The following is an 18,387-nucleotide window of genomic DNA, read 5'->3' on the forward strand; positions in this document are numbered from 1 at the left end:
GCGCGCTTTCAGCAGCTTGCTTTCAGCAGATAGTCAAAGTTCTAGTCTTAGATATAGAAAACTACTAGCATCAGTTATGGATAATTGGAATTCGCAGTCGGGAGATATTGAGTGGGTAGATCAGGTTTACCAACTATTGCTAGATATTGCTCGCAGCTCGCTGTCAGATATCCCCAGAATCCCCGAAAACCTCACTCAAAAGTCTCTTCCCCTACTCCAGAAATTACAAAGCATTCAGCAAAGACCCCAGGGGCAACCGTTTAAATCCGATGCCTTTTCGGTAAACGATCTCGAATGGGTGGCTCAAGTCCGCCAACTGCTCGAAGAACTGACCCGCGAGTCTTTGTCGGAACGCCCAAAAATGCCAGAAAATTTGGCGGGTCGGGCTTTGAGTCTGGCAGATAAGGCACAAAGCATCAAAGAAACCATAGAAAACTATGCAGCCGACAGCCCAACAGATGAAGATGAGAGTTCCTTGCAGCCTCCAGACGCGCTGCTGCACCTCTTGCACCAGAGTTTAAAAACTCACCGTGCCAAAAGCTACAAACCCGATGCTCCCGAATGGCAGCAACTCTTGACCCTGCTAGATGTAGTGCAGTCAATTTACAAGCAAATTCAACATTAAATTTAGCGCGCTAGCTGGCTCGAAAGTCGGTAGTCGCGCCGGATGATTGCAAGGCAGTCCGACGCTAACCTCATCAACTCGGTGCATCAAAACCTCGGCCCAATCTGACTCAGTTGACTATTTATCCCTCGCCACCACAGCGGTTGGCTGGGGGAAAATCCGCCGCAGCGCCAAACATCGTACCCAACGGCATCGGGGATCTATAGTCCCGGCAATAATAAAGCTTTGGAGAAAGCCCGATCACTCCTAAAATGCTATGAAAGGGGTTTGAAAATTTGACAGGGGAACTTTGAGATTAACTTCGCAATCCCCCATCAAAACGAGTAGCGGTTCGGTGCAAAGCTCAACTTTACTTCTAGCAGCAGGTCGCGTCGCAGCCCCCTAATCAGACGGTTGCAAGCCCGAGGCTAGAAAAATTACGGTTCGACCGCGAGAACCGATATCGCATTCACCCCCGATCACCTGTTAACTTGGAGATATTGTTGTGGACTTATCGCTAATTCCGGCACAGCCAAAACCAGGACTGCTTAACGTCCTGATCGAAATCACCGCCGGTAGCAAAAACAAGTACGAGTTTGATAAAGAGATGCAAGCCTTTGCACTCGATCGGGTGCTTTATGCCTCAGTGCAATACCCTTGCGACTACGGCTTCATACCCAATACCTTAGCCGACGACGGCGACCCCCTCGACGGCATGGTAATGATGGATGAACCCACTTTTCCAGGGTGCATCATCGCCGCCCGTCCGATCGGAATGCTGGAAATGATCGACGGAGGTGACAGGGACGAAAAACTGCTGTGCGTTCCCGACAAAGACCCCCGCTACGCTCACGTGAAGTCCCTCAAAGACGTAGCCCCACACCGCTTGGACGAAATAGCCGAATTTTTTAGAACCTACAAAAATTTGGAGAAAAAAGTCACAGAAATTCTGGGTTGGCAAGATGTCGATATGGTCATGCCCCTAGTAGAAAAGTGCATCGCAGCCGATCGCCAATAAGCCCCAAACGGCAAACTCCTCGACTGCAACCCGAATAAAAATTCAGGCAGCCGAACTTAAGGCCACCGCTGCACGTCAAACAATGCAGTCGGGGAGGGGGTGGCTACAATCAAAATTCTTGGTGAATGCCGACTCACCCAGCAGGATTTTTTACACAGCCACCCCATTCGCAATCTTGAAATCAATACTACTTATAGAGTAAGATTAAGCGCAAATTCTCAGTAATTGGGCAAAGACCTTCTACGTTTGAGGCAATTTTACCCAAACACAGACATTAACGCTATCTTAATCTCAGAAGACAGAACACGCCGGGGAGCCGGCAGGGTGCAAAAAATAATCTCTCAGTAGCGTGACATCTGCCGCGCGGGGTGCCCGTTACGGTTTAGGCTTGTAACAGCCCAAGTGTTCGGTAAGTCGGATTCCCAGGTTGGGTACTAGGATAATTTACCGATCGTTTTATAGTACGGATTGCTAAAAACTAAAAACTAAAAACTAAAAAATAAGAGCTCAACTTCCAAGTTCCTGCGCGCCAAGCTAAAAAAGATGCCAGATTCCGCACCCTCTCAAGCCAACCCACAGCCTTCCGATCAGAAAGCCACTATGGAAAATAGTCCTTTGACCGAGTTTGTCGTTCAGTTTTGGGGCGTGCGGGGCAGCATCGCCACCCCCGGTACCAAAACAATTCGCTACGGAGGTAACACCTCTTGTGTAGAAATGCGTTTGGGCAAAAAACGCCTGATTTTTGACGGCGGCACGGGTTTGCGAGTTCTCGGCCTCAACCTGCTGCGACAAATGCCGGTGGAAGCTCATATGTTTTTCAGTCACACTCACTGGGATCACATTCAAGGATTTCCGTTCTTTACTCCTGCTTTTATCCCTGGTAACTGCTTTCACATTTACGGAGCGATCGCCCCCAACGGCACTACAATCAAACAGCGTCTAGCCGACCAAATGCTGCACCCGAATTTTCCTGTTCCCATCCAGGTAATGCAGTCAGACCTGAAATTCAACGATTTGACTCCGGGCGATATTGTCGAACTCGACGACGTGAAAGTAGAAACGGCACTGCTCAACCATCCCAATACTGCGATCGGATATCGAGTCACGTGGGAGGGACATACAGCCGTCTACTGCACCGATACAGAACATTTTCCCGATCGCTTAGACGAAAATGTAGTACACTTAGCCCGCAACGCCGACGTGCTGATTTACGACGCCAACTACACCAACGAAGAGTATTACGACTTCAAAAATCCGAAAGTCGGCTGGGGACACTCAACTTGGCAAGCAGCAGTAGAAATAGCCAAAGCTGCTGGAGTTAAAAGAATCCTGATGTTTCACCACGATCCGGGTCATGACGACAATTTTCTCGATCGTGTCGAAGCAGACGTGCAAGCAGTTTTCGCCAACGCGTGCTTGGCCCGCGAAGGCATGAGCATACCAGTGATTTAGCAAACAAAGCGATGCTGGTGACTAAAAAAACCGCCTCGCTAGCCCAGAAATTAGCAGCCAGAAGGCAGAAACAAAATGAACCACAAAAACCCCCCCAAGCTTCGCTATCGTGGCTTGCGGGGGCTTTACTCCGCGTTGCTGGTGCTGATAATTGCCTGCTGTATCTGTGGCGGACGGGTAGCAGCGGAGGTTGCCAGCTCCAACAATCCGGCGCGACTGGCTCAAGTCTCTGCCATTGAAGATAATGGTACTGTCGATCGCATCCCCGAACGCTACCAACTCGGACAGCAACTGTACCTAGAAAACTGCGCCACCTGCCACATCGGCTTACCCCCGCAAGTATTGCCAACAGAAACCTGGCGCCGGTTGCTGCAAGATCCCCAACACTACGGACAAACCCTGAAACTCCTAGTAGACCCGCCCCGCCTGTTAGTGTGGAACTACCTACAAACTTATTCGCGTCCCCAAGCCAAAGACGAAGAACTCCCCTACAGGGCAGCCACCTCTGGCTATTTCAAAGCCTTGCACCCCAGAGTCAAGCTGCCCCAACCAGCAAATATCAGCAGTTGCGCGACTTGTCACCCCGGCGCGTCTCAATACAATTTCCGCAAGCTTACCGCCGAGTGGCAAAACTCCCCGTAACGAGGATGGAGGAAACCATCTCTATTTTGTACAGGAGTCCAAGCATCTCGCTGGTAGGTAATCAACACTCGATCGCCCGATGCTTGCACTCCTGAACAACCCTTTCTATACTCATCGGGATGCTCCCTCTATTCCTGTTGGAATCTCTTCGATATCAGTTCGTATTTATGACTTTAGTCTTTTGAAAAATGCGGACTGAAGTCCGAACGATCAAACCTATCGATATCAGTTCGTATTTATGACTTTAGTCTTTTCACAAGTGCGGACTGAAGTCCGAACGATCAAACCTATCGATATCAGTTCGTATTTATGACTTTACTCTTTTGAAAAATGCGGACTGAAGTCCGAACGATCAAACCTATCGATATCAGTTCGTATTTATGACTTTAGTCTTTTCACAAGTGCGGACTGAAGTCCGAACGATCAAACCTATCGATATCAGTTCGTATTTATGACTTTACTCTTTTGAAAAATGCGGACTGAAGTCCGAACGATCAAACCTATCGATATCAGTTCGTATTTATGACTTTAGTCTTTTCACAAGTGCGGACTGAAGTCCGAACGATCAAACCTATCGATATCAGTTCGTATTTATGACTTTACTCTTTTGAAAAATGCGGACTGAAGTCCGAACGATCAAACCTATCGATATCAGTTCGTATTTATGACTTTAGTCTTTTCACAAGTGCGGACTGAAGTCCGAACGATCAAACCTATCGATATCAGTTCGTATTTATGACTTTACTCTTTTGAAAAATGCGGACTGAAGTCCGAACGATCAAACCTATCGATATCAGTTCGTATTTATGACTTTAGTCTTTTGAAAAATGCGGACTGAAGTCCTCACTACTAACCTACGAGTTTAGTTTTGTGAAAAAGAAGGACTGAAGTCCTCACTACAAACCTGTGAATATTAGTTTGTAGTCAGGACTTTAGTTTTGTGAAAAAGAAGGACTGAAGTCCTCACTACAAACCTGTTTTTTAGCCCGTATTCCGCATCCCGGCGGCAATACCATTAATTGTCAGCAGAGCTCCCCGCAACAATTCACCTTTGCTGTAACGCGAGTGAATTACCCCAGGAACGCTTCCCGTACCGTGCTGCCGCAACCGTTTTAGCAGCGATACCTGCAACAATCCTAAAGGTACGATCGTTGCATTTCGTAACTGCACCGATCGCTGCAACGACGGGTCTCCATCCAACAAACTCTGATGTCGGGTAATAGTTAAAACTAAATCCCGAATCAAGTAAAATTCGGCGGCAATTTGCTCGAATAAAGCCTTGAAACGCTCCTTGTCCGCTGGCAAAGCTAACTCGCGCACGTAGTGTTCCGCCATCTGCAAATCCACCTTAGATAAAGTCATTTCCACCTTAGAAATCACCATTTTAAAAAACGGCCATTTCAAGTAGAAATACTGCAAAAGTTTCATGTGTTCTTCCGGTTCTTCCAGCAAAAACTCTTGCAATGCTGTGCCTACGCCGTACCAAGAAGGCAGCAAAAAGCGGCTTTGAGTCCAGCTAAATACCCATGGAATTGCCCGCAAACCGCTGATGTCTTTCTTGCCGCCGCGACGCGCCGGACGCGAACTAATTTGCAATTGGCTGATTTCTTGAATTGGGGTAACGTGGTGGAAGAAATCGACTAAATCGTCTTGTTCGTAGATTAAATTGCGGTAGTGCGATCGCGATTTCGCTGACAATTCCTCCATAATCTCATTCCAAGAGTCGATGCCGTCAAAACCAGTGTGCAGCAAACTCGCTTGAATTACGGCCGCCGCTACAGTTTCCAAATTGTACAGCGCCAACTCTGGCAAAGAATACTTAGAAGCTAAAACTTCGCCTTGTTCGGTAATCTTAATTCGCCCGCTGATACTCTTTCCGGGCTGAGCCAAAATCGCCTTGTAAGCAGGCCCGCCGCCACGCCCTACAGAGCCGCCCCGGCCGTGAAAAATCCGCAACTCTACACTGTACTTTTCCGCAATCATTTGCAAAGCTTTTTGGGCTTTGTGAATTTCCCAGTTGCTGCTGAGGAAACCCGAATCTTTATTGCTGTCGGAATAGCCCAGCATCACTTCTTGCAATTTGAGATTTTGGATTGGACAGTCGATATTTTGTTCGTTTTTTTCTGCTACTTCCTGCGCGTATCCTCCGGTTAGCAAAGCTCGGTACAGCGGCAGTTCAAATATCTGCTCCATTACTTCCGGCGCTTTTTTCAAGTCTTCCACTGTTTCAAACAGAGGCACTACTTGAATGCTGCTAATTCCGGTTGCCGGATCGTACAGTCCTGATTCTTTGGCTAGCAGCAAAACAGCCAGCATATCGCTGACATGGTGGGTCATGCTGATGACGTAAGTTTCGCAAATCTCCGGGCCGAATTCCTGGTGCATTTGCCGCAATATGCGGAAGGTATTAATCGTCTCGCAAGTTTTGGGAGAAAACGGCAATTCGGCAGGAATTAAAGGGCGGCGAGTTTGCAATTCAGTGGCGAGCCAAATCACTCGATCGCCTTCGGACATTTGATTGTAAGACTTGGGCAAAATTTGCAAGTATTCTGCAATTTCGCTCAAAGCGTCGGAGTGTACTGTTGACTCTTGGCGGATATCTAGGTAAGCCAAGTTAAATCCGTAGATTTCTACTTGACAGAGCAGATTTTCCAAGTCCCGACAGCTCAAACCTGTTTCGACTAAATTGCGCTCGATGAGCTGCAATTCGGTCAAAAACTCGGTTCCCGATCGATAAAGCCCGGTCATTCCCGGATGTTCTGAGAGAGCTTCGCGCTCTCGCTGCAACTCGTCTCCTTTGTACAGCCGCCAGTTGCGATCGCGCGTATTTTCCAGCCGCTGGAGCACGTAGGCCAGCTTTAAGCGATAAGGTTCTTGGCGGTAGCGAATCGCCCATTGCTCGTAAACTTCGGGAAATTCCGATTTGTCGCGATCGAGAGATTCCAGCAATTCTGGCAATACGTCACTCCAGTGCAGCGACAAACTCAAAAGTTCGTTGAGCCGCTTCACCGCATTGATGTACTTGCACAGCACTAAATGGCGTTGATAGCAAGCTGTTTGCCAGGTTACTTTCGGAGTGACAGAAGGATTCCCATCCCTGTCGGAACCTACCCAAGAACCAAACTTGCAGAAGTTGTAACTCGGTGGTTTCAGGTAAGGGAAAGAAGCGTGCAGAGCTTGCTTTAAGCGGTGGTATAGTTCCGGAATCGCATCAAACAGCACTTCGTCGAAGTAGTGCAGCGTGTACTCTACTTCGTCAAGCACCGTCGGCTTAAACTGGTGCAGCTCGTCGGTGCGCCACCAGAGGCGAATTTCTTCCATCAGTTGCTCTTGGAGCGTCGCAGCTTCCCAGGAAGACACTGGGTAGGGGCTTTCTGAGTCGGCTCCCACCACCTGAAATTTCTCGTCTATTTGGTCTAGCTGTTGGAGAATCTTCGCCATCCGCCGCTGCTTGGTGCGGATCGTGTGGCGGACAATTTCTGTGGGGTGAGCGGTGAATACCAAGCGGATGTCTAACTGGTCGATCAAACGCTGGATTTGCTGGCTGGGTACGTTCAAACGCAGCAGCATCGGGAACAGTTGGTGAAATGTTCCGGCATCTTTGGCGATCGTCTCGCTGCTGTCTGCACCGCGAGGAGCTGTTTGGGCGGGGCCTTCCCTATGCCGCGGGCGATCGGGCGCATCAGTTGCTTGTCCCGGCAGTTTAGAAAACATCCGCGCCCCAGCGTCGTTGCTACCAGAGTAAGCTAGCTGTTGGTCTCGCTGTTCGTAGTGCTGCTCGACAATGTTGATTAACTGAAAATACAGTGCAAAAGCCCGGGCTGCACGGATGGCGGCGTTAAGGTCGAGCTTTTCGATTAGCTGTACGACATTTGACTCGCGAAAGTGAGTGGCTTGTCCCTCGGCGGAATTGACCGATCGCATTTGGTTGAGCAAATCCACCAATTCCTGCCCGCACTCCTGTCGCAGCACCGATTCCCACAAGTCCTCTACTACTTTGAGGCGATTGCGCAGAAACAGGTCTGATTTTGAGTAAGGGGCAGAATGGGGAATAGATGGTGAATCAATAGCCTGTTCTGAAGACTGGAGGACTGAACTCATCGGGCTGTTCCTCAATAGCTGCGGGTGTCTAGAAAATTGTATTGTTTAGTTTCACCTAAAACACTTTTATTTGCAGTCAAATTAGAGACAACTTATACAATTTTCGATTTTTGATTGGGTATGACTTATAACTATCCGGCGTTGGGATCGCGGGTCTAGCCTTCCCTTCTGTTGGGAAACTAATCTGATGTCAAGGCACTTATCTAGAACTAAAGACCAATTTTATTAGCACAGATTTTACCAACAGTCAAGCTTCGATCCTGAAAAAAATAGCGTCGAACTTCCCTTGGGGTTACGAGGAGTGCGATCGAGGAAAGTTGAGCACCGGGAGGCGCGAGCCCCGAAAGACTTCTTCGCTTTCTACTCCGAGCGAGGCAACAAACTCAGCAGCAGCTTTGGCTGCCAGCAAGCCGCCCAGCATGGGTAAGGCGGCCAAGCTCAATAAAATATCAGAGGAAACTGGCAACTTTGAACTGTTAGGTGTTTGAGTTTTGGGTAAGTCTTGGTTTTCTGATGCCATAAATCCCTCCTGGGTTACTGGGTATCCTTAGTTTACAGCAGAAGTCAGAAGGAAGAAGTCAAGCGTGAAGTCCGAAGAATAGCAAGGGTTTCAGCAATTAAGAAGTCCTAATCTTGGGGCGCGGTTGCTCTTTTGGGGAAATAATCTTGACTGCTGACGGCAGGACTAATGACGAATGACTTCGCTTAACTTGGTCTAATTGTGCCAGAATACATTCGAGGTATTACCAAAAAACTATTCCCCTCGATCGCGCGTTGGGGGCCTACAGGGCTTGGCAGTAAGACCAGCAACGGTTAAACTTCACGCAACGGTTAAGCTCCGCAAATAAAATAGTTGTCTGTAAAACCTGTAAACTGTGCTATCTGTAGAAAACAAAACCAGCCTTGACGAAATTTAAAGTCCCATGTTAAATGCGAACGGGAGCATATTGGCCGACAATCGATCGCCCGCATCGCAGTGGGCAGGGGAAGCTTTAGGGCTGCCCGAAGTGCAGGTACAAGCGCGGTTGCGCGGAAATCACCTGCATATTTTGTGCGAAGCCCCGCAGTGTCCGTCTCAGGAATTGGTGACGGCGAGATTTAAGAGCGCGATCGAACAAACTGATTTAACGCGACTACTCCCCGATGGATCTAAAATTTACCAGTTGTTTCTGTGCGGCCGCAAACTCGGTTCTCGCCAAAATGACTGGACTGTCCGGCTCGATTGCAGCGGTAAACAGCGACAGCCACAGCTACGGGAACCGGAACCGGAACCGGAACCGGAACCGGAACCGGAACCAAAGGTTTCGGAAGTGCCGCCACCAGCGAGTCCCCCCGAGGGTTCACCCCCACTAAGTCCTAAAGGCGGCGGCGGATTCTTTGCCAAATTTAAAAATGAAAACCGCAACCGCAACCTCAAACAGAAATCAGAACCGGTAGAAACCCCGGCCCCACCGCCACAGGTGCGGGAAGAAATGGATTTTGACACCGAAAGTTTCCCCATCGCCTCCCGGATGGAATACCCAGAAGTTTTTGAAACTTCTCCGGTGACGATCGACACTGGCGCAGGGCGGGAAAGTTTCAGTCCCCCCGCAGCCGCAGCAGCACCGCAAAGATCCGCGCAGCAGCAGGTAAGTCGCGGCGCGGTGGCTTTGATTCAATCCCCCGAAACAGACTCGGGTGAGGGCGATGGTGGCGGCACATTGACGGTTTCGCCGGAAACTTTGGCGCGCCGGGGCTATCCAGATGCGATCGCCAGCTATCTCAGCGAAATCCTCGGGCCCATGGGAGTTTCGGTGAAAGTCAGCATTCGCGAAAAAGAAGTCAAAAGCAGCCGGGAAACCTTGCACGCCAATGCGCCGGAAAATCTCAAGTCCAAGGAACGGCGGCTGCTGGTGCTGTGCGAGTCAGCTTACAGCCCCGACCCCTCCTTGCTCGCAGAACCGATCGCCAGCAGGTTGCGGAAACTGCAACTAGAAGATGTCGTCGAAGCCGCCATCGGCAGCCAAGTTAGAGGCGAAGCGAAGCCGGACTGGGTGCTGCGAGTGGATTTGACGCCGCCGGACACAATTCTTAAAGAATGGGCTCGCTGGGGAGACGTGCCTGCGATCGCCAAGCTGCTCAACCAACACTTGGCCGCATCGACAATGGAAGTGCGCGCCACCCTCAAAGAAGCAACCCTGCACCTGTTTTGCAGCAAAATTGCCAAAAAAGGACAAAAACCCAAACGACAAGAATACCCAGACAAGCAGCAAACTACAGAGGCGATCGCCCCTTTGCTAGCCTCCTTTGCGCCCCAAGGCATCCGCGCAGCGACGATTTACGGCGTAGAACCAACCAGCGACAGCAAAACCGAGCCGGAGTCGCCGGTGTGGATTGACTGGGTGGATTTGCCCGCAGCCCACCACCCTGACTTGGCTGCGAACCCGAGAATATTGGCGGCCGAGGGCGATTCCTGTGCCTTGACTTTTTTGCTCAACAGGTTGCTCAATCCCAATCTCAACCGCAAGTTGGAAACCGGAGGGATTCGAGCTGTGGCGCTCCACAAAAACGATGTGCTGCACGTGATGACAGAAGCTCTGACTTGCCCCGATCAGTCGAAGGTAGGGCCATTGGTGGCAAAATTCTTGCGGCAGTTACAAATTCCGGGAGTGGGAGGGGTGCGAGTCTACGGGCGCCGCGCCGGCCAGAAACTCCCCCTGTGGCGCTACGGTATTGACCTGAGAACGGCGGTTGACGGGACATCAACGCCAATACCCGCAACAGCTCCGTCGCAACAGGCTGTCTTGTCCAAGGAACCGGTGCCGGAGTTTGCGCCGTCGGTGACGGATGCGAGTTTTTCGGGTTTGGGCGAGAATTTGGTGTTTGATGCTCCGGCGCCCAACTCTTGGCGGCCGGACTTCAAAATCCGACTCCCGGGACACAAGCTGGGCGAGCAGTTAGTTCATGCTGCGGTGCAGCCGCTTGTGGCTTCGGGTTTGTTTGTTCCCAATGACGGTTTGTCAACGAATGCTGCTGCGCCCGGAGGCGTGAGAGCCGATCGCGCGGCGGGCATGGCTTTGATTTGGGCGATCGCCGGCTGTCTGCTGGTTTTCAATACCGACTGGCTCCTCGGTCTATTTTTGCAATCAGCAGCGGTTAGTCAAGCTCCTAGCGCCTCTGAAGTTTGCACCGACCAAAAATGTCAAAATCGTTCCCCCGCTCCTTTAGCAGACGTTCAAGCCTCGGTAGCGAGTCCCGCATCTCCGAAGCCGGAGACCGCTTCAGAAGAGGTAAATTTACCTCAAATTCCGTTGGAGCCAGATCCGTCAGCCACCCGGGAAGAGGCTTTTAACGGCTCTGGGTTTACCAAACCGGGAAATACTAGCGTTTCTGTGGCTGATGTTTCTGCTGCTCCCGCCTTCCCGACTTTGAGGAGCGAGCAGCTAGACGACCAAATCGCGCGCTATCAAGCGTACATCCGCCAGCACAAAAAACCGCCGGATATCCTAATTGTCGGCAGTTCGAGGGCGCTGCGGGGCATCGACCCGGAGGTTTTAGAAACTGCTTTGGCCGCAGCAGGCTATCCGGGGCTCAAAGCATACAATTTTGGGGTGAACGGGGCTACTCTGCAAGTGGTAGATTCGATCGTGCGCCGGATTTTGCCGCCCCAACAATTGCCGAAGTTGCTGGTTTTGGCGGACGGGGCGAGGGCTCTCAACAGCGGCCGCCCGGATTTGACTTTTAGCGCGATCGCTTCTTCCGAAGGTTACAGACAATTGGCCCGGGGCAGTTTTCTGATCCGCACCAATGAATTAGAATCCCCAACCTCGAAGGAAACCGCCAACAATCCGGTAGCGACTGCCAGTCAGTTAGTGCACAATTTGGAAGAAAGTCAAGCCAATATTCAGCAATTTTTGACTAACAAGTTGGTCGAGAGTTCTGGAACTTACAAAAAGCGCGATCGGCTCAAAGGGTTTTTGCGATCGCTCGCCAATCCATCAGCCCCAGTCGCCACCGCCAGCCCCGAAACCGTGGGGACTCGACAAGCAAGTGAAAATTCTGGGCCCCCTGTTGGGGGTAAAGAACCCAGCGACTTTCAACCAAACGGCTTTTTGCCGATCGACATCCGCTTCAGCCCGGATACTTATTTTCAGAAACACGCCAAAGTATCTGGATATTACGACTCCGACTATCAAGATTTTAAATTGACAGGGGAACAAAGCGTAGCACTCAAAAATCTGATCGAATTTACCAAAGTTCGCAACATCAATCTGGTGTTTGTGAATATGCCCCTGACCGAAGATTATTTAGACCCGGTGCGGACAGGCTACGAACAAGAATTCCGCCAATATATGCAACAACTAGCAGCTCAAACCGAACTAATTTTTCGAGACAATAGTTTATTGTGGCCCCAAGCGCGGGAATCTTTTTCAGACCCCAGCCACCTCAACCGTTACGGTGCAGTTGCAGTTTCTAAGCGTTTGGCTCAAGATCCGATGATTCCCTGGCCAGTGAAGAAGTAGAGAGGGAGAATGCGTAGAATCGATCGGCTACTCTGCATCGAGATTGTCTGTTATGTTCTGCAAGAGATAGTGGGAAAAATACTCCTAGACGCACCCCGATCCCAGAAACCGGGTTTCTACGAAGATTTCTCGTTACTCAACGCAAAATTCTCGTAGAAACCCGGTTTCTACTCCCCCGACGCGTCCATCCTAAAACTTGATCTATAGCAATCGCCACAGCGGTGAGGACATAAATAACCTCATGAATAGAGCCTAGAGCCTGTAGCAGAAACCGTTTGATTTCCTTGACGAAGCAACTGTCCACTCTTCGACTTCCCTCGACTTCGCTCGGGACAAGTCGCTTTTCGCGCAAGCTGTCCACTGTCCACTGTCCACTGCTATACGTGTTGTTAACATTTAAATAATTCAAATCTTATTGTAAAGCCTGGTTAGGCAATATTTATGACTTATAGCAGTTCTCAAAAAAATGAGGTACTTTTAGGGTAATCGGTAATAGGTAATCGGTAATGAAAGAAAAAGGCAATCAATAAACAGCAAGGCTCGTGCCGCATCTGCTGTTGCGCCAATCACCCATTACCAATTACCCATTACCCACTACCAGACATACCTCATCTTTTTGAGACTCGGCTGGATGATTTATATTTAACTCATCTATCGTGCGACGCGACCATCTCAAAACTATTGTTTCCTGTGGCTGACTACTGAACATGAAAAAATTAATTATTCTTGAAAATAGCAGAAATAAACTGAATAAAAATCGCCAAAAAAATCTGCCTTTGATATTTTTTATATTATCTCTAGCCTTTTTCCTATTTAGTTTGTATAAAGGTTTATTCTTACCTTTGGCTTTATCAGCTCCGGCCAGCAGCGAACAGCAACCTTTGCAACCCTTTGAACAAGTTGTCAAAGATACGAAAAAGTTGGAGGGATTGTTTACCCTTTACCGCAATCCAGCAACAAATAAAGTTTATCTGGAAATTAAACCGGAACAACTCAACAAAAAGTTTTTGTGTTTCGTGACATTAGCCTCGGGTTTGGGCGAAGGGGGCATTTTCAGCGGATTGCCTTTCGGAGATTTCTTATTTCAACTGAGGCGCGTCCAGAATAACGTGCAGTTTGTCATACCGAATATCAATTTTCGCACCCGTCCGGGCGATCCGCAAGCAGGTTCGGTGGAAAGGGCATTCAGCGAGTCGATTCTCTATTCTTTGCCGCTCAAAAGCATTCACCCGCAAAGAAAAACTCTGCTGATCGACTTAGGCGATTTGCTGATGAGCGAAAAGCGCGATTTACCCGGGTTAAAAGCGATTTTTCCGATAATTTTGGGCGCTGATTACTCGATCGATGAAGACAAATCTTATTTTAAAGATGTGAAAGCGTTTCCGCTGAATGTAGAAATTGCTTCTATTTACGGTTTTTCCAGCGATAATGACAGTGCGGTTAACTATTTACCTTCGATTCCTGACAGTCGAGCTTTTAACCTCCGCGTTCACTACAGTTTCTCGGAAGTGCCGCTCAATAACGGCTACCGCCCCAGACTTGCAGACGAGCGAGTGGGCTATTTTCTCACAGCATATAAGGACTTTTCTGACAACAGCCGCCGCGAGGCGTTTGTGCGCTACATCAATCGCTGGCATTTGCAAAAGCAAATCCCCACGGCGCCGATGTCCCCTCCGGTGCAGCCGATCGTCTTTTGGATTGAAAATAATGTCCCGATTGAATACCGAAATGCCATTCGCGAAGGCGTTTTGGGGTGGAACAAAGCTTTTGAAAAGGCAGGTTTTACAGAGGCAATTCAGGTTAAACAAATGCCGGACAATGCTAAATGGGACCCGGCTGATGTCCGCTACAATACTATTAGGTGGTCTAGTTCTTTTGAACCTGAATTTGCAGGCATCGGGCCTTCCCGCACTAACCCGCTGACTGGGGAAATTTTGGATGCTGATATTTTGTTGGATGCGAATATTGTCCGCCAAATCAAGCAGGGCTATCGCTCTTTGGTGGAACAAAATCGATCGCTAGCGAGGAGTTTTCAAGGGCGCAATGGCTCTAATACCAATCCCTGTCAGTTTGGGATGTATTCTCGCTATTTAAATGTGCTAGAAAATGCGCCCATCGCAAAAGGCCGCGGAGAAAATTCTCAATCTGGAATTGCTGACGATTTGCCGACTTTGCTGGAACGCTATCAACAGCAAAAACGAGATCCTTTGGATCGCTTGATGTCGAGTTCGGATATGTGTTTTGGGTTGGAATCGAGCCGCCAGTTTGCGATGGGCGCAATGTCGATGGATCTGTTGGACAATGCAGCGCCTAGCAGTGGGGCGATTGACAATTATGTTAATGATTACATCCGATTTTTGACGGCGCATGAAGTCGGCCACACTCTCGGTTTGAGGCACAATTTTCACGGGAGTACGATGCTGCAACCGGAGGATTTGAACAATACTCAGGTAACTCGCACCCAAGGTATGGTGGCGTCGGTGATGGATTACGTGCCGATTAATTTGGCACCTCGGGGAACTGTACAGGGCGATTATTATCCGACGATTGTAGGGCCTTATGACGATTGGGCGATCGAGTACGGTTACAAAGTTATTGGCGGCGCCAACCCCAACAGCGACTTAGGGGCGCTGCAACAAATTGCCAGCCGCGCGGGGGAACCGCAATTAGCTTATGCGCCGGATGAGGATATTGTTGACAATCTCGATCCCGCTGCTAATAGCTTCGATCTTAGCGGTAATATGCTCAAATACTCGCAGTGGCAACTGGATAATGCTAGGGCGATGTGGCAGCGTTTGTCGAAGAGAATTCCGGCTGGGGAAGAGGGTTATAACGAACTGCGGGTGATGTTTGATTCGGTGTTCGGGTATTATTTCAACCAGGTAATGAATACTACTTTGTACGTAGGCGGGCAGTCGTTTAATCGGATTCGCCCGGGCGATAGTAACGAAAAATTGCCGTTTGTGCCGATCGCCCTGGCGCAGCAACGAGAAGCTTTGGCTACACTGGACAAGTACGTATTTGCCACCGATGCGTTTAGTTTTGCGCCGGATTTGCTCAACAAATTAGCGCCTGCACGCTGGCAGCACTGGGGAAGTCCGGCTTTGGTGTTTCCTCTAGATTACCCGATCGGCGATCGAATTACTTTTTTGCAGCGGTTTGTGCTGCGAGTTTTGGTATCTCCAGTGCGCCTGACGAGGCTGCGGGATGCTGAGTTAAAATCAGCCCCCGAAAACGCTTTGAGGTTGCCAGAATTGTTCGATACTTTGCTTCATGATATCTGGAAAGAGGTTTTGCAGCCGGAAAAGAAGATACAAATTTCGACTTTTCGGCGTTCTTTGCAGCGGGAACATTTGGCTGTTTTGATGGGAATGGTGCTGCGGAAAACCAATGTTCCTGATGATGCGCGGACTCTGGCTTGGTACGATTTGCGGCAGTTGCGCGAGGGTTTGAGCAAGAGTATTCGGAATTTGGACAGGAATGCGGATGCTTATACGCGGGCTCATTTGGAGGAAACGCGCGATCGAATTTCTAAGGTTTTGAATGCACAGATTCAGTCGAATTAATCTGGGGGTTCAGAAACCGGGTTTTTTACGATAATATTTGGTTAGAGCATCGCAGATTTAGTAAAAAACCCGGTTTCTTATAATCTCAGTCAACTTAGAATAATTCGGAACTTGCGTCGTATACGATAGAGATACAGGGAACCTAAACAGAACAGCCCTTATGCCAGCCAAAGACATTTATCACGATACTGTCTGCACCGCCCTCATCAAAGATGGCTGGACAATCACTCATGACCCACTTATTCTCAAAATTGGTGCCCGATCAGTTTTTGTCGATTTGGGAGCCCAGAAACTAATTGCGGCTGAGCGAGGGTCGGAAAAAATTGCGATCGAGATCAAAAGCTTTCTGGGCCCTTCGCCCATTCATGACCTCGAAAATGCTTGGGGGCAGTTCTTTATGTACGCCCGAACGCTGCAAAGACGAGAGCCGGATCGTCGTCTTTACCTCGCGGTTAATCGCAACACTTTTGAGAAGTTGTTTAAAGAAGAAGCTGGGCAATTGCTGCTAAAAGAACCAGGTTTTCGGATGATAGTTTTTGACTCAAACACGGAGGAGATTATCCAATGGCAACCGCAAATCAACCCGTAGACCAATGGCGTGAAACGTTGGAGAAAATTCTCCAATATTATGCGAATCTTCCTTACACTTATGGGGATGTGATTACGTATTTGGTTGTCAGCCGCGATCGCAATCATTTTATGCTGATACATGAAGGCTGGGAAAATCATCTGCGAGTTCATGGTACTGTGGTTCACGCCGAAATCCGCAATGACAAAATTTGGATTCACTATGATGGCATTGAAGATGGCATCACTGACGAACTCGTCGCTGCTGGTGTGCCCAAAGACTGTATTGTTCTGGCTTTCCATCCACCGGAAGTCCGAGAGTATACTGGATATGCTCGCGCATAGTTTCTCCTCTTGACCAAGATTTTAGACAATCGCTGGCGATCGCCATTTATACCAATTTTCTAAAGATTTGCTAGAGATGAACTCTTAGCCCCCCCGAACTCGCGGGGGGGGTTGGGGGGGTGATTGTATAACACTACTTTAGAAAAATGGTATTACTCAGAAAACGGGTAAAGGGGCAAGCTTTGTTATATAAAGCTTGCCCCTCTAACTCGCGCCAGGGATAGGATTAATAGGGCAAAGACTTTTAATTCCGAGGCCCGACAGTCGATAGATTCAACCCGCTATCATAGATGTCGTCAGCAATCTGAAGTCCAAGCGGAATACCACCAATATTCTGACCGAGGTCGGGATTGCCTGTACAATCTGGAGCAAAAGCATCAAATACCCAATGCACTCCTAAAAAGACACGACTGAGACCATTTTGGATAATCATTTGCCACAGCCCACCAGGGAAACTGCGAACGTGTTTGGGTCGCACAGTTCCCTTATTGTCTCGGCTAATGCCATTCAACTCATCAGAGACGAAGGTAATCCCATCAAACAAGGTGTCATCGCTGTGGCTAGTTACGCCATAAAACCGTCGGGTAATATGCAGCGCGGCTGCACCGAACGTAGCGTGTCCAGAAGGATAGGCTGGAAAAGGTGGCGTACCGTTTTTCCGGGTGGAATTCGTATTCGGTGCCCCTAGTGGTAACCAAAAGGGGTCAGCATCCTCAGAGAGGACGTTATTACCAGTAGCGGTTGGGCCTAATGAGGGATCGTGTTCCCGAATGCCGACGACAGGTCGCCATAAATCGTGAATGTATTTCTGATCCCAGGCTAAAATACCCGCATCTCCCATTGCAGCATTCACTAGCGCAAAAAGACGAGCATTTTGATCGACAGTATTCTCCTGAGCGATCGCCACGGCACGGACAATCTGGTTGTACAACCGAGGGGGTGTCCCTAACTCAACAGCGCCATCATAACCCCAGTAGATGCCGATGAGTGTTTCATTTGCAGTTCGAGGAGAAATATCTGTAGGCAAAGTTCCCATCAATTCAGGTGCAATCCCTTTCCCGCGCACCTGTCTCAGGGCGTTGATATACTCAGGACTCCCTAGCTGAGGTGGAGCATCTAACTCATAACGGTTAGTGACAGCAAAACCTCTTGATTGTGCGCCATAGAAGGGCGCATGAAAACCTTGATCGCTATTATCTGGATCGGGACGGTGTGCGCCACGCGCCACTGATGCAGCATAGCCATCATCGCCAGCGCTAGGATCATCCTGCCGCTTCTCCAAGATTTTTTGAGCTACCAAAAGACCAAATTCATGACCTTCTTGTAGGCCGTTTCCTCCTAAACCTGCTTGAGTATGTTTCAGATTAAAAAAGGATTTTTGACTGGGATACAAGCTAGACAATGTAGCGTGGGCAGCGGCGGCTACCGCAGCATTGGCTGAGGCATTGGGTTTCGGACTAGGTAGGGCTTGCTGAAAAAGCCTAAAACCCTTACAGCAAGAGACGTTGGCTCGTTTTAATCCTCAAAAAGTGCAAGCAATGCAGCTAAAATGGGTCAAAACCCCTGCACACCATCACTTTCGTAATGTAC

11 protein-coding genes are annotated in these 18,387 nt (G+C 49.2%); 8 read left to right on the forward strand and 3 right to left on the reverse strand.

All coding sequences use genetic code 11. The annotated features are described in order from the left end of the window. Positions 1-76 precede the first annotated feature (76 nt). From QZW47_RS15965 to QZW47_RS15980, 4 genes are all read left to right on the forward strand, one after another. Positions 77-625: an inorganic pyrophosphatase gene (locus QZW47_RS15965; RefSeq protein ID WP_293128488.1), complete on the forward strand. Its 549-nt coding sequence runs from the start codon at positions 77-79 to the stop codon at positions 623-625. A 484-nt stretch (positions 626-1,109) separates the two neighbouring features. Continuing rightward, entirely contained in the window at positions 1,110-1,622 is a 513-nt protein-coding gene (locus tag QZW47_RS15970; RefSeq protein ID WP_293128490.1) for an inorganic diphosphatase, read from the forward strand. 543 nt (positions 1,623-2,165) lie between these two features. After that, positions 2,166-3,074, forward strand: a complete 909-nt coding sequence (locus QZW47_RS15975; protein ID WP_293128492.1) for an MBL fold metallo-hydrolase — start codon at positions 2,166-2,168, stop codon at positions 3,072-3,074. A gap of 75 nt (positions 3,075-3,149) precedes the next feature. Beyond that, positions 3,150-3,716, forward strand: a complete 567-nt coding sequence (locus tag QZW47_RS15980; protein ID WP_293128494.1) for a diheme cytochrome C — start codon at positions 3,150-3,152, stop codon at positions 3,714-3,716. Between the two features lie 981 nt (positions 3,717-4,697). On the opposite strand, the gene ppc is transcribed toward QZW47_RS15980, so the two are convergent. Further along, positions 4,698-7,817, reverse strand: a complete 3,120-nt coding sequence (ppc, locus tag QZW47_RS15985) for a phosphoenolpyruvate carboxylase (RefSeq protein WP_293128496.1) — start codon at positions 7,815-7,817, stop codon at positions 4,698-4,700. A gap of 292 nt (positions 7,818-8,109) precedes the next feature. Then, a complete protein-coding gene (locus tag QZW47_RS15990) occupies positions 8,110-8,337 on the reverse strand; it encodes a hypothetical protein (protein WP_293128498.1) in 228 nt (75 codons plus the stop codon). Between the two features lie 403 nt (positions 8,338-8,740). Between QZW47_RS15990 and QZW47_RS15995 the strand changes: the two genes are divergently transcribed. From QZW47_RS15995 to QZW47_RS16010, 4 genes are all read left to right on the forward strand, one after another. After that, entirely contained in the window at positions 8,741-12,319 is a 3,579-nt protein-coding gene (locus QZW47_RS15995; protein WP_293128500.1) for a hypothetical protein, read from the forward strand. Between the two features lie 707 nt (positions 12,320-13,026). Next, the gene (locus QZW47_RS16000; protein WP_293128502.1) at positions 13,027-15,885 is read left to right on the forward strand and encodes a zinc-dependent metalloprotease; all 2,859 of its coding nucleotides are present in this window, start codon (positions 13,027-13,029) and stop codon (positions 15,883-15,885) included. A 160-nt stretch (positions 15,886-16,045) separates the two neighbouring features. Continuing rightward, a complete protein-coding gene (locus tag QZW47_RS16005; protein WP_293128504.1) occupies positions 16,046-16,474 on the forward strand; it encodes an element excision factor XisH family protein in 429 nt (142 codons plus the stop codon). Then, entirely contained in the window at positions 16,450-16,797 is a 348-nt protein-coding gene (locus tag QZW47_RS16010; protein WP_293128506.1) for a XisI protein, read from the forward strand. Before QZW47_RS16005 ends, QZW47_RS16010 begins: the two co-directional genes overlap by 25 nt. A 244-nt stretch (positions 16,798-17,041) precedes the next feature. Here the strand turns inward: QZW47_RS16010 and QZW47_RS16015 are convergent, their stop codons facing one another. Further along, on the reverse strand, positions 17,042-18,199 hold the full coding sequence (locus QZW47_RS16015) for a vanadium-dependent haloperoxidase (protein WP_293128508.1): 1,158 nt from the start codon (positions 18,197-18,199) through the stop codon (positions 17,042-17,044). Positions 18,200-18,387: the final 188 nt, after the last annotated feature.

The organism is Microcoleus sp. bin38.metabat.b11b12b14.051, assembly GCF_013299165.1.
Lineage (GTDB): Bacteria > Cyanobacteriota > Cyanobacteriia > Cyanobacteriales > Microcoleaceae > Microcoleus.